This window comes from Singulisphaera rosea (assembly GCF_054877945.1).
On sequence record NZ_JBTYIP020000002.1, the window covers coordinates 749,280 to 773,995 of the forward strand.

Here is a 24,716-nt window from a genome sequence, read left to right on the forward strand (position 1 = left end):
GATCGAAGACCGACGGGTGTGTTGTTCGCGCGACCGGTCTCAGAGCAGCATCGAGGTCGGTTCTTCGAGGAACCCCTTGATGGTCCGCACGAACTCGGCGGCGAGGGCGCCGTCGACGGCGCGGTGGTCGGCGGTGAGCGTGACGGTCATCACCGTCCCGACCGTGAGCGTATCCCCGACGACCACCGGACGCTTCTCGGCGGCACCGACGGCGAGGATGGCGACCTCGGGGAGGTTCAGGATCGCGTCGAACTGCTTGACGCCGTACATCCCGAGATTGCTGATCGTGAAGGTACCGCCGGACATCTGCTCCGGCGTGAGCTTGTTGCTCCGGGCCGCCTGGGCGAGGGCCTCGCTCCCGGTGCGGATCTCTCGCAAGCCGAGCGAGTCGGCGTTCCGCAGGACGGGGACGATGAGGCCACCGTCGAGGGCGACGGCGATCCCCACGTTGACCTCGCCATGGCGGACGATTGCGTCGGGCTCGTACGAGGCATTGACGCCGGGGTGGCGACGGAGGGCCAGGGCGACGGCCTTGGTCACGAAGTCGCCGACCGAGAGCTTGATCTTCTCGGCCGCGAGCTGCTTGTTCAACCGCTCGCGGGCGCCGATCAGGGCGTCGGCGAGGATATCCACGGTGACGTGGATCTCGGGCGCGACTTTCTTGGCCTCGACCATGCGCTGGGCGATGGTCTTCCGCATCCGAGTGTGCGGGATCTTCTCGGTGGCGAAGGTCCGCGAGGGGGTGCCGGCGCCCGGGGCTGGGGCCTTCGAGCGGGCCTCGAGGAACGCTTCGACGTCGCTACGAATCACTCGGCCATGCGGCCCGCTCCCGGGGACCTGGGCCAGGTCGACTTGGGATGCCGCGGCGATCTTTCGGGCCAGCGGGCTGGACTTCACCCGACCGCCGGAATGGGTCTCGGTTTGAACAACCGCGACGCTCGGAGCGGGCTCGTGGCTCGTCTCCTTCCCGTTATTGCTAGCGGCGGGAGCGGCGGCAGGGGTGCCGGCTTTGGCCCCCCCACCCTTCCTGCCCGCCATGTCATCCGCGACCTTCTTCGGGTCTTCGCCCTTCTTGGCCAACACGAGCACGCGATCGCCAAGCTTGACCTCGTCTCCGATGGCGTAGTCGAGGACCGCGACGACTCCGTCGTCGTAGGCCTTCATCGGCATCGTGGCCTTGTCGGTCTCGATGTTGGCGAGGAGGTCACCTTCCTTCACCTGGTCACCGACTTTGACCAGCCATTCGGTGAGGACCCCACTTTCCATCGTGGGGCTGAGCTTGGGCATCGTCACTTCGATCGGCACGAGCGAATCTCCCGCGTGTGGGCCCGGTTATTTCTTCTTGTAGAGGACGTCGTGGACCTGGGCCACGATCCGTTCGACCGAGGGCAGCATCGAGGCTTCCAACTCCCGATTATAGGGGATCGGTGCATCTTTGCTGGCGACGCGACGGATCGGTGCATCGAGCTCGTCGAAGGCGACCTGCATGATCCGGTCGGAAATGCCCGCACCGATCCCGCAGTAGGGCCAGTCTTCTTCGACGATCACGGCGCGGTGGGTCTTGACGACCGAGGTGAGGAGCGTGTCCATGTCGAGCGGGCGGATCGTCCGGAGGTCGATGACCTCGGCGTCGATCCCTTCCTCGGCCAACTTCTCGGCCGCGGCGAGCGTGGCCTTGAGGGACCGCGAGTAGGTGATCAGCGTCACGTCGGAACCGGGCCGCTTGATGTCGGCCTTGCCGATGGGGACGAGGTGCTCGCCTTCGGGGACTTCACCCTTGTCGCCATAGAGCCGCTCGTGCTCGATGAAGACGACGGGGTCGTCGGACCGGATCGCGCTCTTGAGCAAGCCCTTGGCGTCGGCGGGCGTGGCGGGGAGGACGACGGTGAGCCCCGGAATCTGGGCGTACCACGCCTCGAGCCGGTGCGAGTGCGTGGCGGCGAGGCAACCGGCCATCCCAGAGCTGCCGCGGAACACGATCGGGACGGCGAACTGGCCGCCGCTCATGTACCGCACGTTGGCGGCGTTGTTCACGATCTGGTCGATCGCGACGAGGCTGAAGCTGAAGGTCATGAACTCGACGATCGGCCGGAGGCCGACCATCGCGGCACCGATGCCCATCCCGGTGAAGCCTTCTTCGGAGATGGGCGTATCGATGACCCGCTTCGGCCCGAAACGCTTGAGCATCCCCTGGCTGACCTTGTAGGCGCCATCGAACTCGGCGACCTCTTCGCCCATCAGGAACACGCGCTCGTCGCGTTCCATCTCCTCGGACATGGCCTCATTCAGGGCTTCGCGGAAGAAAAGGGCCGGCATGGTCACTCCTGCGGGATGAACGGGGCGGAGGAAATGTCCTCGTAGAGGGCGTCGAGCGAAGGATCCTCGCTCTGCTCGGCGAACTCGATGCTCTCCTCGATCTCGGCCTTCACCTCCTCGGTGAAGCGTTCGATCGTGGCGTCGTCGAGCCAGCCCCGCTCTTTCAGGACGCTCTGGTAGACGAGGATCGGGTCGTTCCGGTGGGCCTCGTCGAGCTCTTCTTTGAGGCGGTACTTGGCGGGGTCGCTGATCGAGTGCCCCTTGAACCGATACGTCTGGGCATCGATGAAGGTGGGGCCGTGGCCGGCCCGGGCCCGATTCACGGCCTCGCGGGTGGTCTTGGCCATCAACTCGATATCATTGCCGTTGATCGAGACGCCGGGGATGCCGAAGGCCGTCGCGCCTCGGATTGTGAGGTCGAGCAACGACGAGGAGCGGGCGAGGGAGGTCCCCATCGCGTACCGGTTGTTCTCGACGATGTAAATCACGGGCAGCTTCCACATCGCCGCCATGTTCAGGGCTTCGTGGAACGACCCCTGGTTGATCGCCCCGTCGCCGAAGTAGCAGAGGCAGACCTGGTCGCCCCCCTTGTACTGGATGGCGTGGGCGACGCCGGCGGCGAGCGGGATGTGGCTGCCGACGATCGCGTGGCCGCCGAGGAAGCCCTTCTCGGCGTCGAAGAAGTGCATCGAGCCGCCCTTGCCTTTGGAGCAGCCCGTGACCTTCCCGAGGAGCTCGGCCATCGCCGGCTTCGCTTCCATACCGCGGGCCAAGGCATGGCCATGGTCACGATACGCGGTGATGACGTAATCATCTTCGCGGAGCACGCCGATCGAACCGACCGCGACCGGCTCCTGTCCGCTGTATTGATGGAAGAAGCCGCCGATCCGCCCCTTCTGGTACATCATCTCCGCCCGTTCTTCGAACCGGCGGATCAACATCATCTGCCGCAGCCAGCCCAACGCCTGGTTTCGCGTAACGATCGGCTTGGCTTCGGTCTGCACTTGCGACATGTCGTGCAACTCCTGAGTAGTTCCGGGGCCGGGCGTTTGCCGGGGAACGTCGCGGGCCGGCGCGGCAACGTGGGGGTGGATCGGTTCGGGGGAGTCTTCGGCTCGATCCCAGGACCAACCGGCCGTCGCGGGGGCCGGGCGCCATCCACGAAGCGCCACCTGCTTGACCAGCCTGGCGAGCCCTGCGAACATCCGTGTCCTCTCGTCGGTCGGCGGAGAGGGGGGAGTATTGAGACTCTATCGACCGACGTATCTTACCGAATGATCGCAACTCCAAGCCAGGCAGGCTCGGAAAAGTTCGTGAAAACGGGCCAGGGACCGGCACAGCCGATGGCGTGCCGAGCCTCGATCAGGCCGGTGGGGCCGACCGAGGAACGGTCATCGCCCAGCGCGGCCCTTAGTCATATCGGTCGTCCAACCTCGAAAACCCAACGATCGCCGAGGGCTCTCGAGGTCCTGGACATCCCTTGCGTCCGGCATCGAGGAGGTTGAGCTCAACCTCGCTCGGAGAGGAGTTGCCTCAGGACGTAGGGTAAGATCCCACCGTGCTCATAGTAACGGATTTCTTGGGGCGTGTCGATCCGTACGGTGGCGTTGAATCGCCGTACACCCCCGTCGGCCCGTTCGGCCACGACGGTCACCTCCCGGCCGCCGGCGAAGTCGTTGGCGACCCCGTCCGCGAGACCCTCGATCGAGAAAAGTTCCTCGCCGGTCAGCCCCAGGCTCTCCACGTTATCACCCGCGCCAAACTGGAGGGGGAGGATCCCCATGCCGACGAGGTTCGAGCGGTGAATCCGCTCGTAGCTCTCCGCGATCACGGCGCGAATACCCAGGAGCTTCGGCCCCTTGGCGGCCCAGTCTCGGGACGAGCCGGAGCCATACTCCTTACCCGCCAGGATGACCAGCGGGACCCCCTCGGCCTGGTAGCGTTCCGAGGCCTCGAAGATCGACGTGACCTCGCCATCGGGCAGGTATCGGGTGACACCTCCCTCGGTCCCAGGTGCGAGCTTGTTTTTGAGCCGGACGTTCGCGAACGTCCCTCGGACCATCACCTCATGGTTGCCTCGTCGCGAACCGTAGGAGTTGAAGTCGGCGACATCGACCCCATGTTCCGTGAGGTAGCGGCCCGCCGGGCTTTGGACCTTGATCGAGCCCGCGGGCGAGATGTGGTCGGTCGTGATGCTGTCGCCCAGGACCGCCAGGGCCCTCGCCTTCGTGATCTCGGTCACCCCCGGTGGCTGCTCGGGCATCCCGATGAAGTAGGGCGGGTTCTTGACGTAAGTCGAAGAGTCGTCCCACACATACAGGTCGCCTTCCGGGAACGGGAGCGAGCTCCAGTGCTCGTCGCCCTGGAAGACCTCCCCGTACTCCTTCTCGTACATCTCGCGGCGGACCGACTTCAGGATCGTGTCCTGGACCTCTTTCTGGGTCGGCCAGATGTCCTTCAGGTAGACGAGCTTGCCGGCGGGATCCTCGCCGATCGGCTCGTTGACCAGGTCGATGTTCATCGTCCCGGCGAGGGCGTAGGCGACGACCAGCGGCGGTGACGCGAGGTAGTTCGCCCGGACCTCGGAGTTGATCCGCCCCTCGAAGTTCCGGTTGCCCGAGAGGACCGAGACCGTCACGAGGTCGTCGTCGTGGATCGCCTTGGAGATCTCGAGCGACAAGGGGCCCGAGTTGCCGATGCAGGTCGTGCAGCCGTAGCCGACGAGGTTGAACCGGAGCGCGTCGAGGGCGGTGTCGAGCCCCGCGTCGGCGAGGTAGTCGGTGACGACCTTGGAGCCGGGGGCGAGGCTCGCCTTGACCCAGGGCTTGGTCGACAGGCCTCGTTCGACGGCCTTCTTGGCGAGCAGGCCGGCGGCGACCATGACCGAGGGATTCGAGGTGTTCGTGCAGCTCGTGATCGCGGCGATCACGACCGAGCCATGCTCGATGTACCCACCGCGAAGGGGCCGGTACGCGGCGGCCGGGGCGGTCGGGTCTTCGACGCCGACCGCCATGCCTCCTCCGCCTTCACCTTCCAGCCGATGCTCGCTCTTGATGTCGGTCGTCTGGTCGCCGGAAGCCCGCACCGCGGCCGGCTTGGCGGGACGGCTCTCGAGCATCACCTTCAAGGCGTGGTTGAACGATTCCTTCGCCGCGTGCAAGGCCACGCGGTCCTGGGGCCGCTTGGGACCCGCCAGGCTCGGCTCGACCGTCGAGAGGTCGAGCTCGAGGGTGTCGGAGTAGTGGGCTTCCGGCGCCCCAGGGGCGTGGAACAGCCCCTGTTCCTTGCAGTAGGCCTCGACCAGCCGGACGAGCGAGGCGGGGCGGCCCGAGAGCTCGAGGTAGTGGAGCGTCTCCGCGTCGACGGGGAAGATCCCGCAGGTCGCCCCGTACTCGGGGGCCATGTTCGCGATCGTGGCCCGGTCGGCGAGCGGGAGGTTGGCCAGCCCGTCGCCGTAATATTCGACGAACTTCCCGACCACCCCTTTACGTCGGAGCATCTCGGTGACCGTCAGCACCAGGTCGGTCGCGGTCGCCCCTTCGCGGAGTGAACCGACGAACTTGAACCCGACGACCTGGGGCACGAGCATCGACACCGGCTGGCCGAGCATCGCCGCCTCGGCCTCGATCCCGCCGACGCCCCAACCCAGGACGCCCAGGCCGTTGATCATCGTCGTGTGCGAGTCGGTCCCGACCAGGGTGTCGGGATAGGCCACGGGGTGGCCTTCGTCCGAGCCGGCCTCGACGTCGGTCGAGGTGAAGACCACCCGCGCGAGGTATTCGAGGTTGACCTGGTGGACAATTCCCGTGTCCGGGGGAACGACGCGGAAATTCTTGAATCCGGTCTGCCCCCAGCGGAGGAATGCGTACCGTTCCCGATTCCGCTGAAACTCGAGCTCCGCGTTGGTCTGAAACGCCCGGGCGGTCCCGGCTTCATCGACCTGCACCGAGTGGTCGATGACGAGCTCGACCGGCTGGAGCGGGTTGATCTTCTTCGGGTCCCCCCCCATCCGCTCCATCGCGTCCCGCATCGCGGCCAGGTCGACGACGGCCGGCACCCCCGTGAAGTCCTGCAAGAGGACGCGGCTCGGGCGGAACGCGATCTCGCGCGAGGGGACCGCCTTCGGATCCCAGTTGGCCAGCCCCTTGATGTCGTCGGCGGTCACCGTCGTGCCGTCTTCGTTGCGGAGCAGGTTTTCCAGCAGGATCTTCAACGAGAACGGCAGTCGACTGAGGTCGTGCCCCGCCGCCTCCAGGGCGCCGAGCTTGAAGATTCGGTAGGACCGGTCGTCCACCTTGAGCGTCGAGAGCGATTGGAAGCTGTTGGGCATCGGAATCTTTAACCTTGGGCCGGAGTTCTCTCAGTCGATCGCGGGGGGAAGGGATCGGGGCCTGCTCCCCTCCATCATCCGGCGCACGGAATCGGGTTTCAACCGCCCGCCGCCGAACTCGCCCCGCACCTTGTCAATGGTCCATTGTCCAGGACTTCAAAGATCACATCGTTACGCCATCATGACGATTACATCTTCATGCCGGCAGCCACTCTCGGTTCGTGGCGTCTTTCTCGACTCGCGAGAGGGGCCATCCATGCCCGGCGACCGTGAAAGGCGTCTGCCACTCTGAAAGCCATGGGCGTTGTTTTAAGGACGAAAGCCCGACTCTCGTGGGGTCGCTCCCCAAACGATACTCTGGCTCGAAATTCCGACGAGGAGCGTCGAAGACGGCATTCCCACGAGGACGGTGGGAACGAGGGCGAGAGTCTTAATGCGGCCGCGGAACACTCGAAAGCCTTATAGCGGGACCCAACGTGAAAATCGGACGGCCGCCTCCGATTGGGGTGCGGTCGTCCGACGCGATCAACGGTCATCGGCGTTGTGATTACCGCTGAGCTCGAGCCGTCAGGCACGGGCCGGACGGCTCGACAGGGTAGGTCACGGAGTCTTGGGCTTGGCAGGCTGGGGCTGAGCACCCTTGGTCTGACCAGGAACCCGGTTCGCCCTCGTCTGCGCGGGGCCGAGCATTTCGAAGGCGTCGAACGGGTCGAGCGTCGTATCCTGCTGGGCACCCTTGAGGAGGTCCTTGAACGGGTAGTCGCTCGGCTCGGGCTCGCTCAACTGGCGGAGCGACAGGACGTACCGCTTGACGATCAGGCCGGTGTCCTTCTTATTGAAGTCGTCGTTCCGATAGTCGGGGTGTTCCTTGAGGAGCTTGTCCCAGATGTCGAGCCCTTCGCGGAACTTTTCCGCCGCCTTGGCGGGATCGGCGACCTTGTAGGCCAGGGTCCCTTCGTAGAACAACTGACGAGCCCGAACGCCCTCATTGGTCATTTCGGCCATCGAGCGGTCTTTCCAGTAACGATAATTCATCTGGTCGCCCCAGCGGTTCGACCAGTGCTTTTGATTCTCAGAAAGCTTGGCGAACAGGGGCAAGTTGGTCTGGTCGTCGATCTTCACCTTCTCGGTCTGATAGGTGCCGTCGGCGACGAGGACGCGATTCGGCGTGATGAAGACGTACGAGCCGAACTTGACCCACTCGGCGAGCGACTTGGCCCACTCGTTCTTGGCAACCTCGCCGAAGGTCGCGGGGATGTCGAGAATGCTCATCTTCTCGAGCCCCGCCGCATAGCGGGTCTGGGCGTGAGCGGGCATCGACCGGAACGCGAGGTCACCGGGGCGACCTTTCCGCTGCGGCATGGCGTCGACATACTCGAGCCCGGCTTCGTCGAGCCCGGCTTCCGTCCCGGTCGCCAATCGCGTCTCACCGTCATCGACCAGCGCCACCGCCTTGCTGAACCAGCCGAAGCCGAGTTTGAAGTTGTCGTTGCCCACGACCACCGTCCGTTGCGGGTCGGAGTAGTCGACGTAGGTCTTGAACACTTCATCCTCGTCGTCGCGGAAGAGGCGACGGAGGATGATGCTCTCGTCCGAAAACCCGAGCTTGTGGTAGTAAGTCCAGGCGGTGTCCCACACGAGGTCGGGCGACTTCTGGTTCTTCTTGACCCCTTCCTGGAGGAACTGGATCCCCTTCTTGATCCAGTCGTACTTGTCGTCGGGGGCGTCCCACTCGACGGAGACGTTGTACGCCAGGTTCCAGCCCTGGAAGGTCCAGACCGAGAGGAAGTGGGGCTGGAGCTTCGTGATGAGGTCGACGGTCGCCTTCATCCGATCCCAGTCCTGCTCGCGCTTCAGCTCCTCGGCGCGAGTCCAGAGGACGTTGGCCGCGATACCGCGGGCACCGCCGAGCAGGGCGAGCTTCAGCATGAAGCTGCCCGTGTCGACCTGGCCCATCGCCGCTTCGCCGAGGTCCTTGCGCCGCTTCTCTTCGTTCAACCAGTTCGTGTACGGGATCATCGCGCCGAAGATGGCGACGATGATCAGGCCGTAGATGATCTTGCGAGTGTTGTTCGACCTCATGCGGCGACCTCCCGATTCTTCAGGATGAAATATCCGGCGATGGAGAAGGGCAAGGCGTAGGCGAGGGCCAGGAAGAAGTTCGTGGCCAGGAGCGACCAGCGGACGACATATCCTTCGGCCACGGTGTTGCTCACGTCGAGCGCCGCGAAGTTCGGGACGACATAGACGAGACGTGACATCACCGGCATCAGGATCGAATCGAAGGTCTGAGCCGTGACGACCGCCATGGTCGGGGCAAGGTCCGACATCTGGTTATCGTGGGTCAGCAGGCGGATCAACGACTCGAACGGGCCGCCGCCGAGGAGGCTCTGACGGCTGAAGTCGAGGAGGAACGCGAACGCCACCTGGCCGGCGATGAAGAACGCGATGGTCGTCAAGAGCGCCACCGGCCAGCTCAGGAAGGTGCCCGCGAAGACGCCGATCGCCGTAAGGACCATCGCCTGGAGCCAGACGCCGAAGAGGCCCTTCATGTAGTTCGTGCCGAAGTCACCGGCGTGGGCGAGCACGTAGAGGTCGCTCTCGGCCATGCCCAGATACTGGGTCGGGCTGAGGCAGCGGACTTCGATCCGCAAGAAACCTCGGGAACCGGCGAGATAGCGGGCGGGGAGGTAGTGCCGATTCGTGTAATACTCGCGGATCGGGATGATGTTGCTGTAAGGCTTGTCCAGGCTGCCGGGGTTGGTGACGGTGATTTCCGCGTAGACCGGCTCGCCGATCTTCCCCTTCGTGGTCCGGTAGACGTTGAAGTTCATTTCGACGGGGATATCGTCGGAGTGGAGCGCCCGGACCTGATTCCGGAGCGAGTCCGCCTCGGCCTTGTTCTTGGCGGCGTCTGCCGCGGCGGCCTTCTTCTCGAGCCCGTTGGATTCGGCGAGGAGCTTGTTGTAGTCGGACTCGGCCGACTTCAACGACTCGCGGTCTCGGGCCAAACTGTCGCTCAGCTTGCGCCCTTCGTCCGGGGAGAGTTTGGGGTTCGCCTGCTTACGTTGAGTCTCGTTGATCTGGCCCTTCAGCTCGTTGACGGCGTTCAGCAGGCCTTCGACCGAGTCGGCCCGCAGCAGGCGGTCGACGGGGATCTGACGGTTGATGTACACGCCCGGTTGATAAGGGTCCTGGACGATGCCGAACTGCCAGATCGCGGCGGCGGGGGTCGCACCTTCGATGTGGCTCCTGGGCTCGCGCATCGACTGTTCCTGACCGACGTCGATGCCTCGGACGTGCGAGGTGCCTCGGGAGTCGAGGAACGTCAAAGACCCTCGGATCGGCTCGCGAGCCGACATCCGGTTCCGGAGCTGGAAGGCTTCCTCACGGAGGTGGTTGGCTTCGGCCGTCCTGCCTTTCTCCTCGGCCTTCTGGGCCCGCTCCTCGGTCGCCACGATCGTACCGGTGTAGATCGTCCGCCAGAGGTAGAGCAGGCTGATCCCGCCGAAGATGGCGACCAGGAAGGTGACGATCGCCATGAAGCCGAGCATCCGGCCCCAGATCAGCTCGATCCGGCGTACGGGCTTGGAGACAACCGTATAGATCGTCTGCTGCTGAATGTCCTGCGGGAGGCTGAGGGGGGTCAAGATCGTGATCATGACCGTCAACAGCAGCGAGCAGAGCAACGAGAGCGTCCCGACGAAAAGCCGGCCCATCTCGGCCGCTCGAGGCGGCTGGAGGAACCAGTGGGTGAACGCGAGCACGACGAGGAAGACGGTGATCACGACCCAGGGAGCCCACATCCGCCGGGTCGCCTCGATCACGCTCAGCTTTGCGATCGCGTAGAGGCGACGCCAACGGACGGCGACGACCTCCGAGATGACGAGTCCGAGGACGCGGAGCAAGACGACATAGCCCATGTACGTCGCGCTGAGGCGGGCACCGCTGGAGATGCCCTGCCCCAGCGACATGTATTGTGTGGTCCCTTCAGGCAGGGGAACGCTCTTGCTCGCCTGCTGCATGTAGACCCCGATCCCGATGCCGAGCACGAGCCCGACGTGGATCCCCAGGAGGACGAGCAGGTCCGTCGACTTTCCCAGCCTTCGAATCGTGCTCCAGAGGGCGGTCTCGATCCAGAGGAACGCGAGGAGTCCGCAGAGGATGGCCAGCCCCGTGACAACGGGGTAGCCTCCAACCTTGTAGATGTTCCCCGCGGTCCCCGAGGCTTCGACGACGCGTACGACGATCGCGATGAGTCCCACGATCAAGGAGGCGAGGACGGCGGCATTAAGCCACTTGCTTTTCGAGATCGTCCGCTCCTTGAGGGCGGTCGAGACCCAGGAGGCGACCCAGCCGAGGAGGCAGAACAGGCTAAGGATCTTGACCCAGTCGATCAGCGCCCCGAAGAGGCCTGGGATCGTCACCGAGGGCTCGCCGAAGACGAGGAGCCAGAGCACCGGGGCCCGAAACTGGTCCGGGATCCCGGGCAGGACCGACTGCGACCAGAGCAGTGGAAGAGATAAGAGCGCGGACATTGGAGAAAAAGCTCCTGAGGCGCGGGGCTAAGTCCGGGGCCGGTCCGGAGATGACGGATCGTGTATCAAGGGTGATCCGGCGCGAGGTCATTCCGCACAGGTGACACCTCGCGAGGACCGCCGGGCGTGGTCGACGCCCGGGATCCACTCGCGTTGGTCGATTTTCGGCGGGCGGAGGGCCGGTCCGCAGCGGGGTAACGCCCGACATTGGGATGCGAGCGGACCGGGACCGGCGAAATGCGACTCAGGGCTTGGTCTTCGCCCCGGCGAGCGCGTCCGGGGCCGGCCGACCCGGCTCGGCGACCCGGCGACGGCCCGGGTGCAGGTCGCTCTCGCGGACAATTCGCAGGAAGAGCTCTTCCAGGGTGGTGGTCGGGTGGTCGACAGAGACGAGCTCGGCGCCGTGTCGGGCGATGACCTCGCGGATCTCCTGCAAGGCGGACTCGGGCAGGTCGCGGGTCTTGACCTGGGTGATGTCCTGGACCGTGAGGAGGTCGGTGACCTTGCCCATCTCCTTGAGCTCGCCGCGGTGCAAGATCGCGATCCGATCGCAGATGTCCTGCATGTCCGCGAGGAGGTGACCCGAGAGGACGATGGTCTTGCCCTGGGCGCGGAGGTCGCGGATCAACTCCTTGATCTCGGCGGTGCCGATCGGGTCGAGGCCCGAGGTCGGCTCGTCGAGGAGGATGAGCTCGGGGTTGTTGATCAGGGCCTGCGCCAACCCGATCCGGCGCTGCATACCCTTCGAATATTCGCGAAGCTGGCGATGCTTGGCGGCGCTCAGTCCGACCATCTCGATCAGGCTGCCGACCCGCTTGGTCCGGTCGGCCTTCGAGATCTTGAAGAGCCGGCCGTAGAAGTGGAGCGTCTCTTCGGCGTTGAGGAACTTGTAGAGGTACGACTCTTCGGGGAGGTACCCGATCCGCTCGTTCTTCGCCACGTTGGTCGTCGGCTCGTTGAAGATGAGCGCGTCGCCTTCGGTCGGGAAGAGCAGGCCGAGGAGCAGCTTGATCGTGGTGGTCTTGCCCGAGCCGTTCGGCCCGAGCACACCGAAGATCTCGCCGCGTTCGACCTGGAGGTCGAGCGCCTTGAGCGCCTGGACCTTCGGGCGTCCCCAGAAGTCGCGATAGACCTTGGTCAGGTTCCGGGTCTCGATAATGACGTCACGGCTCATCACGAGGGCGCCTTGTGCTAAGAATCGGGAGGAAAAATCCGAAGGAGCCTTGCCGGCGGCGACACACTCGGAGGGTCGGCCGAGCGTTGGGACCGGATTCGTACGTCCGGCGTACTACGGATCGAATGAGTTCACGATGGCGAGCGGCACGAACGTTCGACGGGAGCCGGGACGCAGTCCGGGGCCGCCGGTCCTACGAACCTCAACCCGGAAGGGTTCGAAAGATTTTTCTTCGAACCTGTCCGATTTGTGGGCCGCCCGGAGGCATGGAACAGCCCGAGGCCTCGTCGACGGGTACGAAACCCTCGTCGAGACCCCGGGCCCATCATGGTAAAGAAAAGGTCAATCGCTTGGCAAGCAGGGGAGTTCGAGTGTTTTCGAGGATTCTCCCGGTCGGCGGAGGCTCCGTTGCAACCCGCCCGATTCAACAATGACGAACGCCCCGACCCGCGGGCCTCGGGGCGATCGAACGCCTCAGGCACCACCGGTCGGGGCGAAATTCGGGGATCGGGTGACACCGAAGCCGCTCCGAGTGCAACCTCGGCCGAGAGCCTGGAACTCAAGGAGTCAGGCCGCTGCCGCCTGAGTTGATCGTCGGGGCCTCCACGCGACCGGTGAAGGCGGGGATCTGGACACCGGGGCCCGAGCCCAGGGTCTCGGCATAGGGGTGGACGGGCGAGTCGACCCGACCGGTCGGGGGGCCGCCCATCGGGTGTTCGCCGCCGCACCCGGCGTAGGGGATGAAACGCTGTCCCCTCGTCAGGTAGGGGTTGTAATACGTCGACATGAACATCTGGTCGGGCGGATAGGCCCAGTGTCGCTGGAAGTAATATTCGCCCGTCCGGTCGGCCCCGAGGGGCAGCCATCCGCTATAGTCGAACCAGCCGTAGCCGTCGGGGTTGCCGTTGCGGAAGCCGTGGCCGTTGCCCGGGCCCGGCGGGAGGACTCGTGCCGAAGGGGGGTTATGGCGGAAGGCCCCGCCCGTCGCGCTCATCGCCAATGCCAGGGCCACCGAGGCGATCGTGGACGTCATCAGGGAAACCTCCTACTCGGACCGAGGCCGGGCCGATACAACCGGCCGGATCCGGTCGGCCAAGGTGCCGACCGGCGCATACGCACGCCCTCGCCACGCCCTCGGCCAGTCACCCCGAAATCTACCCGCGCCTTCGGGATCCGTGCGGCTATTCCCGCTCGGATTCCCTTCCGATAGTTCCGGAAAAACGCTACGATCCTAGGATGAGGATTGTCGCAAGCGGCCCCGGCCCGTTGGATTCGATATGATCGTCCTGATCGACAATTACGACTCGTTCACATACAACCTCGTCCAGCGTCTCGGCGAGATCGACCCCGGCCTTGACCTCCTCGTGGTCCGCAATGACCAGGTCACCATCGAACAGATCGAGGCGAGCCGGCCGACCCACCTCATCATCTCGCCAGGCCCTTGCACGCCCCTCGAAGCGGGCATTTCCAACGAAGTCGTCAGGCACTTCGCATCCAGGCTCCCCCTCCTCGGCGTCTGCCTCGGACACCAGTGCATCGGACACACCTTCGGCGCCCAGGTCGTCCGCGCCGACCGCATCATGCACGGGAAGACGTCGCTGATCCACCACGACGGTAAAGGGCTCTACCGCGGGCTCTCAAACCCGTTCGAGGCGACCCGATATCACAGCCTCGTGATCAAGCCAGACACGCTCCCGCCCGAACTCGAAGTCGTCGCGTGGACCGACCAGAACGAGATCATGGGGGTGCGCCACAAGTCGTACCCGCTCGAAGGGGTCCAGTATCACCCGGAGAGCTTCCTGACTCAGGAGGGGACCAAGCTCCTCCGCAACTTCATCGGTCGCTGACTCGGGACGTCTGGCCTGCCCCGAGCGGCCCTTTGGATCATCTCCGGAAGCTCGAACTCGAGGTCAAGGCGGATGCTCACGGTCGACGAAGCGCTCGCGGCGGTCCTGGAGCGATCGGCGCCACTCCCGCCGAAACGACGTCGGGTCGTCGAAGCCCTCGGCGACTCGCTCGCCGAGGACGTTTTCGCCGATATCGACCTCCCGCCCTTCGATAAGGCCCTCGTCGACGGATACGCGGTCCGTTCGAGCGACCTGGACACTTACGAGTACCGACTGACCCTCGGGGAGGAGATCACGGCGGGCCGGATGCCCACGCGACCTCTCCGAGACGGCGAGGCCGCGGCGATCATGACCGGTGCACCACTCCCGGAAGGGGCGGACGCCGTGATCATGGTCGAAAACTCCCGAACGGACGGCGACCTTGTCGTCCTCGACCCGCAGCCGGTCCGAGTCGGGATGCATCGCCTGCTCCGGGGACGCGAGCTCCGGGCCGGCGACGTCGTCCTGAAACGGGGGGAGACGATCAACCCCGCAAGGGTCGGGCTCCTCGCGTCGGTCGGGCGGACCGAAGTCCTGGTCATCCCGCCTCCCTCGGTCCTGGTCTTGCCGACCGGCGACGAGCTGGTCGAACCCGGCCAGGTCCCGGGCCCGAGCCAGATTCGCAACTCGAATGCGTCCATGCTCGAGGCGCTCGCGCGGTCCTCGGGGGCCGGGGCCGCGGCCCTCCCGATCGCGGTGGACGATCCGGAAGTCTTGCACGAGGCGTTAGGTCGAGGATTGGCCGCCGACGTGCTGTTGGTCACCGGAGGGGTTTCGGCGGGAAATCGCGACCTCGTTCCCGGGGCGCTCGAGCGACGGGGCGTCCTCCGCGTCTTCCACAAGGTCCGATTGAAGCCCGGGAAGCCTCTCTGGTTCGGGGTTGGGCCTCGTCGAGGCGATGCGCCCGGCACCCTCGTCTTCGGCCTCCCCGGAAATCCGGTCAGCGGGATCGTCGGCTTCCTCCTCTTCGTGCGCCCCGCGCTCGACGCCCTTGCCGCTCGCGCTCGGACTCGGCCGAGCCCCCTCCGATTTCCGCTGGCAAGAGCCTTTCACCACTCGAGCGACCGCCCCACCTACTACCCTGCGAGACGAGTGGAGGCATCGAACGGGTTCTCGCTCGAGCCTCTCGACTGGGCGGGGTCGGCCGACCTGAAGGCGGTGGCACTCGCCGACGGCTTCGCCGTGTTCCCGGCCGGAGACCGGGACTACGTCGCAGGCGATGTTGTCGAGTTCGTCGAGTTGGGTTAGGATCCGGCCGCAGCTTGCAATCCGCGCCGGCCCCTTCGTGCAATCCCCTCGCCCATCCTGCTACCGAGAAGGAACCGGGTCGAGGGTCCCCGTAATCGTCCCTCCCGGGCGATTTCGGCTCGAATTTTCGCCCTCGGAAATCGAATGGACGAACGGGACAATTCCTGTTCGGCACCGTTGACCCGACCGGGGTTCACCGAACCCTCTCCCCTGCCCCTCTCGAGTCATCGCGAAAGGGTACGACCATGTCGATCGAAGCTCCGGAGACGACCTCCATGGCGGCCGACGACGCCTCGCCACTCCGAGCCCTCCCACGCCAGCATCCGGTCGTCCTTGCGTTGATCTCGGGCGTTCTTCTGTGGTCGACCTTTCCCCCGGCCGATTGGGGATGGCTGGCCTGGGTCGCGCTGTTCCCGCTGTTCTTGCTGATCAAGACCCCGCGATCCCGAATCTCAACCTACTTCGGGGCCTGGGCCGGCGGGATGCTCTTCTGGCTGCTCTCGATCGAGTGGATCCGACTGACGGACGACGACGCCTGGCTCGCCTGGATCGTGATGGCGGCCGCCCTTTCCGCCTGGTGGCCCGGCTTTCTCCTCCTGGCGCGACTGGCGGTGCTCCGTCTCAGGCTTCCGGTCATGGTCGCGGCCCCCACGATCTGGGTCGGTCTCGAATTCCTCCGAGCTCATATCCTCACGGGATTCCCCTGGTATTACCTGGCGCACAGCCAGCACAACGTCCTCCCCTTGATCCAGATCTCCGACATCTCGGGCGCACTCGGCCTGAGCCTCCTGATCGCGGTCGTGAACGCCTGGCTCGTCGAGTTGTGCACCTTGCCCCGGTTCGCCCCCTCTCCGGATGGCCCCCGAGTCGTTCGCTCCCAGGTCGTTCGGGCCGCCGTGGTCGTGACCGCGCTCACGGCCACCGTCGCCTACGGCGTTTTTCGGCTCTCGACGGCCAAGTTCCACGACGGCCCGAACGTGGCCATGCTCCAATCCAACTATGAGCAAAGTCGGAAGACCGCGGGCGACCCGGACACCCTTTTCCTCGGCTACCGGACGTTGATCACCAAAGCCTTGAGCGGGCCGTTCCGTCCCGACATGATCGTCTGGCCCGAGACGTCCTACCCGTTTCACTACTACTTCGTCCGCGAATCCGGCGTAACGAATTCGATGTACGAAGAGCAGATCAAGGTCTTCGACCCGAGCCGCAAAAACGCCGGAACGTACTGGGCGAACCACCTGGGCGAGATCGAAAACCAGATTCACAGCTTCGTCAACGCCTGGAAGGTCCCGACGCTCATCGGGACCATCACGTACCATTTCCAGAATTCCGGATTCGCCAAGTTCAACTCGGCCATACTCTTCGAGCCGACGGTCCCGTCGATCCAGCGGTACGCCAAGATCCACCTGGTCCCGTTCGGCGAATACGTCCCCCTGATCGAAACCTTCCCCTGGCTTCAGGTCCTCACGCCGTATCGTGACGGGCATATTCCCAGCCTGACGTTCGGCACAGAGGCAACGCCCTTCGACCTCGGTCGATACCGGTTCGCCACGGCTATCTGCTTCGAGGATACCGTGCCCCAGGCAGTGCGCCGGTTCTTCAAGAATCCGAAGGATGGTCGGCAGCCCGACTTCGTGGTGAACATCTCCAACGACGGCTGGTTCCACGAGTCGTCCGAGCACGACATGCACCTAGCCATCAGTGTCTTCCGTTCGGTCGAGAATCGGGTCCCGCTCGTCCGCGCGGCGAATACGGGAATCTCGGCCCTGGTGGACGGGAACGGGAATGTCGTCTCCCAGATCCGAAAGAACACGGCCGACGTCCTCTTCGCAACCCTTCCGCTCGACGACCGATCCACCTTCTATTCCGCCTGGGGCGACTGGCTCGGCCTCACCTGCCTGGTCTGCACGATCGCCCTCCTTCCCCTCGCCCTCCTCCCTCTCCGGACACGAACAATTGCGGCTTAGCCCAAATTCTCCAAGCCGCCATGCTTGCCCGAGATCGAACCGTGAGGTAGATTTGGGCGTAATCGGACCTGGAGCTTCGCGACGAGTAAATCTCGCGGCGGTCTTGCTTGTCGCCCGGTGACTCGCGCAGTTACATTGATTTTAAGGGACATCGATCGTTCGGCGGCCGCCTGGCGATCGACAACTCGAACCTCCTCCTCCGGACACGTACGGTCCTTGCCCCTACAGCTCGCTCGACTCGTGGCGGCGACGACGCAGGGGTGCTTGTCCGACCGTCTGACTTCTGATTGGTAGGATGAGACCATGACGTTCGTAGGCAAGATCCTCGTGATCGTGATCATGGCCTTCGCGCTTTTATTCCTGGGCATCTCCACCGTGGTGTTCACCACGGCGACGGACTGGAAAAAGCTGGCCGACGCGCAAACCACGAAAGTGCGGGACCTGACCGCCAAGAACAAGACCGCGACCGACGAGATCAACTCGCTGAAGAAGGACGTCGAGACGGTCAAGGAGCAGGACGCGGCCACCAAGAAGACCCTCGACGATAAGATCGCCGCGTTGAATGCGGACATCGACCGGATGCAGAAGGAGATCACCGCCGCCCGAGGCGAGTTGGTGACCGCCCAGCAGAACTCGAGGAGCGCCCTCGACGAGGCCGAGGCGAGCCGCAAGGAAACGACCCAGCTTCGCGCCGACAAGCTCGCGGTCGAGAAGCAGGCGAATGACTTCAAACTGCGGCAGACCGAGCTGAACGACAACATCCGCCAGCTCACCCGCGAGTTGGCTGTCGCCAAGAAGAATGCCGACGACTTGCGGGATCGTGCCTCGAAGTTCTCGCAGCTCCTGCGAGACCACAACCTCTCCGACAACATCACCAACATCAAAGGGTTGGCCAGCCCGCCCACCGTGGAAGGCCGAGTCCTTCGGGTCGATGCCGCAAACAAGCGTATCGAGCTTTCGATCGGCTCGGATGATGGCCTCGTCCCGGGGCACATTCTCGAGCTCTATCGGCTCCTTCCCAACGAAGTCTACCTGGGTAAAGTCCAGGTCATCAGCGTCGACCCCGACCAGGCTGTTGCCAGCGTGATCAAGACGACCGTCCAAGGCCGAAAGATTAAGGAGGGGGACATTGTCGCGGACTCGATCCACACCGGCCCGCGGAGCTAACGCCGCGGCGGGAGGCCGGTCCGCCGCCGGCCGTCCCGGAATCTTCGTCCAAACTCCGAAGAGCGACATCTTCGTCGCCCTGTTGGGAGTCGCCCTCGGCGCGATGGTACTAGGTTGCCTGCTGCTCATCCTGGTCCTCCAGCGCTACGAGTTCAAGACCAAGGCTTCGGCCTCGCTGACCCCCGCCCCTTCGGCCGCGCAACTGGCCTTTTCGGAAAAACCTGTATTTCCGATCACTGTACACTTGTGATGTCCGCCGGGACTGATTACAATCACTATCGTCCGCTCGAGACCGCAAGCGTTTGCGGATTCGGGCGGACGATGGTGCGTCGATGGGCGGCCCGATTGTGAGCGTTTCCCTACGGGGAAGCGATCCTGGACGGCCTGACTGGCCACCGTCTTGCACCCGGTGTTTGATATCAGTCGAGGGCGTCGTCCCGGATCAGGGACGACGGATCCTCCGGGGGGCGTTATCTCATGACCCAACATCCCGACCTCTTTGCGGCCCTCGCCGCGCCGTTCGATTCCAGCGAAGTCAAGCTCCGGTCGCAGAGCGGCCGCCAGCTCAGCTACATCACGGCCAGGACCGTGATGAACCGGCTCGATGACGTCCTCGGGCCCGAAAACTGGTGGGACCGCTACGTGCCTGGCGAAAACTCGGTCCTCTGCGAGTTGACGATCCGACTTCCGGACGGATCGACGCTCACCAAGTCCGACGCCGGCGGCTACGCGGGCATGGCCGACTCGGGTGACGACGACAAATCCGGCTACAGCGACTCGTTCAAGCGGACCGCGGTGAAGTTCGGGGTGGCCCGCTATCTTTATCGCGACGGCGTCCCGACGTTCGTCCGCGAGCGGACCCCTTCCGCCGATGTCCTCGAGCCTGCCGCGGTTGCCGCGCCAGCCGCGGCTTCGACCACGGCCTCGGCCTCGAGTTCGACGACCGCCACCGTCACGCAGCGAAACGTGGCGCCACACAACCAGCAATCCGGTTCGACCCAGGGCAATCCTCCCCGAAGCGGCAAGGCGCTTTTCGCCTGGACCCGCGACCAGGAGCAACGCCACTCGGTCGGGCTTTTAAAGTATCTCAATGGTTGGGCCAAACTCCAGGAGTTCCCCGGCCGGATCGTCGACTGGGACGCCGAGCAGGTGAGCCTCGCTTACGCCGAGGCCTGCCGTAAGCTCCACGCCCTGCAATCGGCGAGTTCCGAAGCCCTCGAGGAAGCCCTCTCGAACTGAGACTCGACCCCGCGCAACACTCGACGTTCCCCGGGCGACGCCTTGGCGTCCCCGGGGATTCTTTGTTTCACGGGCATTCGAGCTCGGCCAACCTCGCCCAGCCCTATCTGTTCGCGATGAAACCGGGACGAACTCGGCGCAAAATGCCTTGGGTCATCGGGCAAAATCGTGCTGTTCCGAAATCCTGGAGTGCTTCGTTGTTCATGCGTTGAGTGCCACGGATTCCGTCCCTCGATCAATTCCATTCCACAAGCGATGACCTTTTGAATCTAACGATCACTTCAAGACTCAAATCCATGATACCCTGGCAAGTCACGGCCCGGCCTCCTCCCCGTCGATTCAAGCACGCTCGCATCATAGCTCCATGAGACACTCACGTGTTGAGGACGCGGGCTTTGCGAGGACTGGGCATTGCACCATTTCCCCCAATCGGTTAAGTTTTTGCAGATAGGCTGCGCGGAACGGTCCTAAGTTTCGGTGCACGCATCGGAAGAGCAGCTCGACTCGCCTCCCCTCTCTCGGGTGCGAGCGTTGCTGAGACGATCGGGATAACCTCCGGGACGGATTCCTTTCGGCCGGACCACGGGTCGAATCGTTGGGCGACTTTAGGCGAAGCCTACGTCGGGCCTTGTTAACGCCCGGTGGAACGCGGCCATCGAACCAGGAAGGCTCAGGCCAAAGCCCGGAACGATTTTGACGTCCCGTCCATTGGCGCCGATTCATTGGGACCGGGCGACCTCCAACGCCGATAACCTGATGGAGCGACATGAGCCAAACAGTCACTTCGGGGACGAGGGCCCTTTCCCTCGGATCGAGACACGCGCCAAGGTTCGTCCCGGCTGCGGTCGAGATCAAATAGCGAAGAGTTTAGGCACTCGACCCGAAATGAGCCCGAGGTCATCCTCGGCGTCCTTGAGGATCTGGTTGCGCCGGCCTGCCGCCATGACTCGGACCGATCGATCCCCTCGGGCGAAGCCCCCGATCGCCCAAGTCCGAGCGTGGCCTTTCGTGATCGAGGGTCGGCCCCATCGGAAATCGTCCCAAAAAATGCCTTGAGCAATGATGTGCGCCCGGCCTGGGCCCGGGAGCTGCAAGCCAAGGCCTTGGGACGCTCGAAGGGCGATCGCCGTTCGGCGGATGCCCCCGCAATCCCAGGGATGACACACGCCGGATGAGCTCGCGAAACGCCGGGGAGCGAGAGCGACGTAGATTGATGGCCCTGGGAACGAATCGAAGCCGACCTCTCGACGCAACCGAATTCGTTCTCGGACCGCACTCAGGATAAGGAATCGAAATGCCCACAGTTTCCCTGGCCCTGATGTGGCACCAGCACCAGCCGTATTATCCGGACGACGTCGCCGGGGAAAATCCGATGCCCTGGGTCCGCTTGCACGGGACCAAGGATTACATCGGGATGGCGCTCCATCTCGAGGAAGTGCCCGAATTCCGCTGCACGATCAACCTCGTCCCAAGCCTGCTCGTGCAGATCGAGGCGTACGTGCATGGTGCGACCGACAAGCACCTCCGAGTCTCGAGGCTCCCGGCGGACGGCCTCAACCAGGAGGATGCGCTCTACCTCCTCGACAACTTTTTCATGGCGCACGCCGACGCCATGATCCGGCCGCACGCCCGTTACCACGAGCTCTACCTCCAGCGCGGGCTCGGGATGGACTCCGCCCAGCAGGCCCTGCCGCGATTTCGAGAGCGCGACCTCCGCGACCTCCAGGTCTGGTCCAACCTGAGCTGGATGCATCCGCTCCTTTTCGAAAAGGACCCCGAGCTCGCCGAGTTCAAGGCCAAGGGCTGGCGTTATAGCGAGGATGAGAAGCAGTGGCTGCTCGACAAGCAGCGCGACCTGCTCGCCCAGATCATCCCGCTCCACCGCAAGCTCGCCGACCGGGGACAGGTCGAGTTGACGACCACTCCGTTTTACCACCCGATCCTCCCCCTGCTCTTCGACAAGCGGCTGGCCCGCGAGGCCATGCCCGACGTCACTCTGCCATCTTACCGCGACGGCTACCCCGAAGACGCCGAGGTCCACGTCCGTCGCGCGGTCGAGCAGCACCAGAAGCACTTCGGCGAACGGCCGAGGGGGATGTGGCCCAGCGAAGGGTCGGTCTGCCAGGCGATGCTCCCCCTCCTGGCCCGCCACGGCATCCAGTGGATCGCGACCGACGAGGAGATCCTCGGCTGCTCCACGCACGGCAAGGTCGGGCGCGATAGCCGGGGACACGTCCGGCATCCCGAGCTCCTCTACCGGGCCTGGAAGGTCAACGAGGGGGGGAACGAGCTGGGCATCGTTTTCCGGGACCACTCGATGTCCGACCAGGTCGGCTTCCACTATCAACGCAGCCCAGGGCACGCCGCCGCCGCCGACTTCATCGGCAAGCTCCACGCGATCGGCGACGCCTGTCGCCAGAACCCGGCGACGCTCGTCCCGGTGATCCTCGACGGCGAGAACTGCTGGGAGTACTACCCCGACGGCGGCGTCTCTTTCCTCCGCTCGCTCTACCAGGGGGCGGTCCGTGACTCCCGGGTCAAGCCGACGACGGTCGGCGAATTCCTCCGCGAGCATCCGCCCGTCGACACCCTGCCGCGACTCTTCTCCGGGAGTTGGATCAGCCACAACTTCGCGATCTGGATCGGGCATCCCGAGGACAACCGGGGATGGGACGCGCTCCATACGACCCGGCAATTCCTCGTCCAGGAAGCGAGCAAGGGCCGCCACGATCCCGAGACCCTGTCGAGGGCCTGGGATGAGATCTACATCGCGGAGGGTTCCGACTGGTTCTGGTGGTACGGCGACGACCACTCGAGCGCCCTCGACGCCCTCTTCGACCACCTCTTCCGCAAGCACCTCCGGAACGTGTACACCCTCCTGGGACAGGAGCCCCCCGGCAACCTGTTCACGCCGATCTCCCAGGCCGGCAGCCACAAGTCGATCCACGACCAGCCCAACAGCTTCCTCCGCGTGAACGTCGACGGCCGTTCCTCGTACTTCGAGTGGATCAACGCGGCCCACTACGTGTGCGGTAACGAGCGTGGGACGATGGCCCTGGTCTCGCGCGGCCTGCTCCAGAGCGTCTGGTTCGGCTTCGACGCCGAGCGGCTCTTGGTCCGCGTCGACACCGAAGGTGGTCCCGCCGCCGAGCGGCTCGCGGAAGTCGACATGCTCCGCGTGGGTTTCGTCGACCCGGCCGATTGGGAAATCGCCGTCCGGTCGCCTTCGAGCCCGAGGCCGATCTCGGTCATCAATCACTCGGGGCAGCCCTCGAGCAACGGGACGACCGTCGAGGTCGCGACCGGCAAGGTCCTGGAGCTCGGCGTGCCGTTCGGCCGCCTCGGCCTGAAGGCCGGGGATCCGATCCGGTTCTACGTCGAGCTCATCGGCGGCGAATCGAGCCTCGACCGGGCCCCTCGCGAGGGGATCTTCGAGTTGACCGTGCCCACGCCCGACTTCGAACGGATCATGTGGCAAGTATAAGCGCCTGACCTGCCGTTTGCGGTGTCGCTCGACGGGACGGATCCCGGAGGCGTCCTCAAGTCGTTTCGTCCACGGAGGCCGGAAGATGCCCGAGCTGCGTAAGGATCCGATCGTCGGTCGTTGGGTGATCATCGCGCACGAGCGGGCGAAACGACCTCACGACTTCCGCGGAGAAGCCCAGACCGTCGCGGAGGGGGGCCTGTGCCCCTTCTGCGAGGGCCAGGAGGACAAGACGCCCCCCGAGATCCTCGCCTATCGCGAGCGCGGGACGCGGGCCAACGGGCCGGGCTGGCGCATCCGAGTCGTCCCGAACAAGTTCCCCGCACTCAAAGTTGAAGGGAACCTGCACAAGCGTGGCGAGGGGATCTACGACAAGATGGCGGGCGTGGGAGCCCACGAAGTCATCATCGAATCGCCGCGCCACCACGTGAGCATGGCCTCGCTCTCGGAAGATAATATCCGGGAAGTCTTATGGGTCTACCGCGACCGCCTGGTCGATCTAAAGCGGGACACGCGACTCGTCCACGGCATGTTGTTCAAGAACGTCGGTGCCGCCGGCGGCGCAAGCCTCGAGCATACCCACAGCCAGCTCATCGTCACTCCGATCGTGCCGATCTCGGTGTGGGAGGAGATGACAGGCTCGCTCGAGTTCTTCAACTACCGCGGCCGTTGCATCTACTGCGACATGGTGCAAGAAGAGCTCGCCAACGAGAAGCGGATCGTTCTGGATACGACCCACTTCACCGCATTCTGCCCCTACGCGAGCCGGTTCCCGTTCGAGACATGGATCATCCCCAAGGGCCATTCCAGCCACTTCGAGAACATCCCGAAACCCGGGGTCGACGACCTCGGGACGGTCATGCGGCAGGTCCTGAATAAGCTCGAGATCGCGCTCGACAACCCGTCATACAACTACATCATCCACACCGCGCCGTTCGACCACCAGGAACTCCCCCACTATCACTGGCACATCGAGATCATCCCCCGACTGTCCCGGATCGCCGGGTTCGAATGGGGCTCCGGCTTCTACATCAACCCGGTCCCACCAGAAGACGCGGCGCGATTCCTCAGGGACACCGAAATCGGCACGCTCGGGATGGGAATCACTGCGGGACAAGAGACCGGACTAGCCTGAACGCCTTCGAGCCGCTCAAGTCCAGGATGGGAACGCGAGAGTCTCGTCCCGAAACGGCTTGATGCGCCGGCGAGCGCGTCTGACTTGCTCGATTCGAAGGGGATTCGCAAAAGCCTGCCACGTGCTCGGAGGGGCAGGAAGACCGCCCCAATTTACGCATTATCGCAAGGCCACGTCGTCGGCCGACCTTCCCCATCCGACAGCCTTTCCGCGCCCCGATTAATTCGCACAG

Annotated in this window: 16 protein-coding genes; 8 read left to right on the forward strand and 8 right to left on the reverse strand. The window is 64.6% G+C overall.

All coding sequences use genetic code 11. The features are described 5' to 3' along the window. Positions 1 to 39: 39 nt before the first annotated feature. The 8 genes from ACYOEI_RS06055 to ACYOEI_RS06090 form a co-directional block, all read right to left on the reverse strand. On the reverse strand, positions 40 to 1,305 hold the full coding sequence (locus ACYOEI_RS06055) for a dihydrolipoamide acetyltransferase family protein (RefSeq protein ID WP_462848448.1): 1,266 nt from the start codon (positions 1,303 to 1,305) through the stop codon (positions 40 to 42). A 27-nt stretch (positions 1,306 to 1,332) separates the two neighbouring features. After that, positions 1,333 to 2,316 carry a pyruvate dehydrogenase complex E1 component subunit beta gene (locus tag ACYOEI_RS06060; RefSeq protein ID WP_462848449.1) on the reverse strand — a complete coding sequence of 328 codons (984 nt, stop codon included), beginning with the start codon at positions 2,314 to 2,316 and terminating at the stop codon, positions 1,333 to 1,335. 2 nt (positions 2,317 to 2,318) lie between these two features. Next, complete coding sequence (gene pdhA, locus ACYOEI_RS06065; RefSeq protein ID WP_462848537.1) at positions 2,319 to 3,329, reverse strand: pyruvate dehydrogenase (acetyl-transferring) E1 component subunit alpha; 1,011 nt, start codon at positions 3,327 to 3,329, stop codon at positions 2,319 to 2,321. A 494-nt stretch (positions 3,330 to 3,823) separates the two neighbouring features. Continuing rightward, positions 3,824 to 6,646 (reverse strand): aconitate hydratase AcnA, encoded by a 2,823-nt coding sequence (gene acnA, locus ACYOEI_RS06070; protein WP_462848450.1) that lies wholly within the window; start codon positions 6,644 to 6,646, stop codon positions 3,824 to 3,826. Between the two features lie 600 nt (positions 6,647 to 7,246). Beyond that, entirely contained in the window at positions 7,247 to 8,728 is a 1,482-nt protein-coding gene (locus tag ACYOEI_RS06075; protein WP_462848451.1) for a hypothetical protein, read from the reverse strand. Then, on the reverse strand, positions 8,725 to 11,184 hold the full coding sequence (locus ACYOEI_RS06080; RefSeq protein ID WP_462848452.1) for an ABC transporter permease: 2,460 nt from the start codon (positions 11,182 to 11,184) through the stop codon (positions 8,725 to 8,727). The genes ACYOEI_RS06075 and ACYOEI_RS06080 overlap by 4 nt, the downstream gene beginning before the upstream one ends. 244 nt (positions 11,185 to 11,428) lie before the next feature. Then, positions 11,429 to 12,358, reverse strand: coding sequence for an ABC transporter ATP-binding protein (locus ACYOEI_RS06085; RefSeq protein ID WP_462848453.1), 930 nt, complete (start codon positions 12,356 to 12,358; stop codon positions 11,429 to 11,431). 559 nt (positions 12,359 to 12,917) lie between these two features. Continuing rightward, positions 12,918 to 13,391: a hypothetical protein gene (locus tag ACYOEI_RS06090; protein WP_462848454.1), complete on the reverse strand. Its 474-nt coding sequence runs from the start codon at positions 13,389 to 13,391 to the stop codon at positions 12,918 to 12,920. Positions 13,392 to 13,635: 244 nt separating this feature from the next. On the opposite strand from ACYOEI_RS06090, the gene ACYOEI_RS06095 reads away from it, so the two are divergent. From ACYOEI_RS06095 to galT, 8 genes are all read left to right on the forward strand, one after another. Beyond that, the gene (locus ACYOEI_RS06095; RefSeq protein WP_462848455.1) at positions 13,636 to 14,205 is read left to right on the forward strand and encodes an anthranilate synthase component II; all 570 of its coding nucleotides are present in this window, start codon (positions 13,636 to 13,638) and stop codon (positions 14,203 to 14,205) included. A 72-nt stretch (positions 14,206 to 14,277) separates the two neighbouring features. After that, positions 14,278 to 15,492 (forward strand): molybdopterin molybdotransferase MoeA, encoded by a 1,215-nt coding sequence (locus ACYOEI_RS06100; RefSeq protein ID WP_462848456.1) that lies wholly within the window; start codon positions 14,278 to 14,280, stop codon positions 15,490 to 15,492. 245 nt (positions 15,493 to 15,737) lie between these two features. Continuing rightward, positions 15,738 to 17,459 carry an apolipoprotein N-acyltransferase gene (lnt, locus tag ACYOEI_RS06105; protein WP_462848457.1) on the forward strand — a complete coding sequence of 574 codons (1,722 nt, stop codon included), beginning with the start codon at positions 15,738 to 15,740 and terminating at the stop codon, positions 17,457 to 17,459. A gap of 303 nt (positions 17,460 to 17,762) precedes the next feature. After that, positions 17,763 to 18,626 carry a hypothetical protein gene (locus ACYOEI_RS06110; RefSeq protein ID WP_462848458.1) on the forward strand — a complete coding sequence of 288 codons (864 nt, stop codon included), beginning with the start codon at positions 17,763 to 17,765 and terminating at the stop codon, positions 18,624 to 18,626. Then, complete coding sequence (locus ACYOEI_RS06115) at positions 18,589 to 18,876, forward strand: hypothetical protein (protein ID WP_462848459.1); 288 nt, start codon at positions 18,589 to 18,591, stop codon at positions 18,874 to 18,876. The genes ACYOEI_RS06110 and ACYOEI_RS06115 overlap by 38 nt, the downstream gene beginning before the upstream one ends. 227 nt (positions 18,877 to 19,103) lie before the next feature. Further along, complete coding sequence (locus tag ACYOEI_RS06120) at positions 19,104 to 19,865, forward strand: Rad52/Rad22 family DNA repair protein (RefSeq protein ID WP_462848460.1); 762 nt, start codon at positions 19,104 to 19,106, stop codon at positions 19,863 to 19,865. 1,294 nt (positions 19,866 to 21,159) lie between these two features. Next, complete coding sequence (locus ACYOEI_RS06125; protein WP_462848461.1) at positions 21,160 to 23,349, forward strand: glycoside hydrolase family 57 protein; 2,190 nt, start codon at positions 21,160 to 21,162, stop codon at positions 23,347 to 23,349. 85 nt (positions 23,350 to 23,434) lie between these two features. After that, positions 23,435 to 24,484: a galactose-1-phosphate uridylyltransferase gene (galT, locus tag ACYOEI_RS06130; protein ID WP_462848462.1), complete on the forward strand. Its 1,050-nt coding sequence runs from the start codon at positions 23,435 to 23,437 to the stop codon at positions 24,482 to 24,484. Positions 24,485 to 24,716 lie beyond the last annotated feature (232 nt).

Excerpts from the sequence above, each read along its gene's own strand:
- ACYOEI_RS06060 (WP_462848449.1), bottom strand. The coding sequence starts at position 2,316 with ATGCCGGCCCTTTTCTTCCGCGAAGCCCTGAATGAGGCCATGTCCGAG.
- pdhA (WP_462848537.1), bottom strand. The coding sequence starts at position 3,329 with ATGTCGCAAGTGCAGACCGAAGCCAAGCCGATCGTTACGCGAAACCAG.
- acnA (WP_462848450.1), bottom strand. The coding sequence starts at position 6,646 with ATGCCCAACAGCTTCCAATCGCTCTCGACGCTCAAGGTGGACGACCGG.
- ACYOEI_RS06075 (WP_462848451.1), bottom strand. The coding sequence starts at position 8,728 with ATGAGGTCGAACAACACTCGCAAGATCATCTACGGCCTGATCATCGTC.
- ACYOEI_RS06080 (WP_462848452.1), bottom strand. The coding sequence starts at position 11,184 with ATGTCCGCGCTCTTATCTCTTCCACTGCTCTGGTCGCAGTCGGTCCTG.
- ACYOEI_RS06085 (WP_462848453.1), bottom strand. The coding sequence starts at position 12,358 with ATGAGCCGTGACGTCATTATCGAGACCCGGAACCTGACCAAGGTCTAT.
- ACYOEI_RS06090 (WP_462848454.1), bottom strand. The coding sequence starts at position 13,391 with ATGACGTCCACGATCGCCTCGGTGGCCCTGGCATTGGCGATGAGCGCG.
- ACYOEI_RS06095 (WP_462848455.1), top strand. The coding sequence starts at position 13,636 with ATGATCGTCCTGATCGACAATTACGACTCGTTCACATACAACCTCGTC.
- ACYOEI_RS06100 (WP_462848456.1), top strand. The coding sequence starts at position 14,278 with ATGCTCACGGTCGACGAAGCGCTCGCGGCGGTCCTGGAGCGATCGGCG.
- lnt (WP_462848457.1), top strand. The coding sequence starts at position 15,738 with ATGTCGATCGAAGCTCCGGAGACGACCTCCATGGCGGCCGACGACGCC.
- ACYOEI_RS06110 (WP_462848458.1), top strand. The coding sequence starts at position 17,763 with ATGACGTTCGTAGGCAAGATCCTCGTGATCGTGATCATGGCCTTCGCG.
- ACYOEI_RS06120 (WP_462848460.1), top strand. The coding sequence starts at position 19,104 with ATGACCCAACATCCCGACCTCTTTGCGGCCCTCGCCGCGCCGTTCGAT.
- ACYOEI_RS06125 (WP_462848461.1), top strand. The coding sequence starts at position 21,160 with ATGCCCACAGTTTCCCTGGCCCTGATGTGGCACCAGCACCAGCCGTAT.
- galT (WP_462848462.1), top strand. The coding sequence starts at position 23,435 with ATGCCCGAGCTGCGTAAGGATCCGATCGTCGGTCGTTGGGTGATCATC.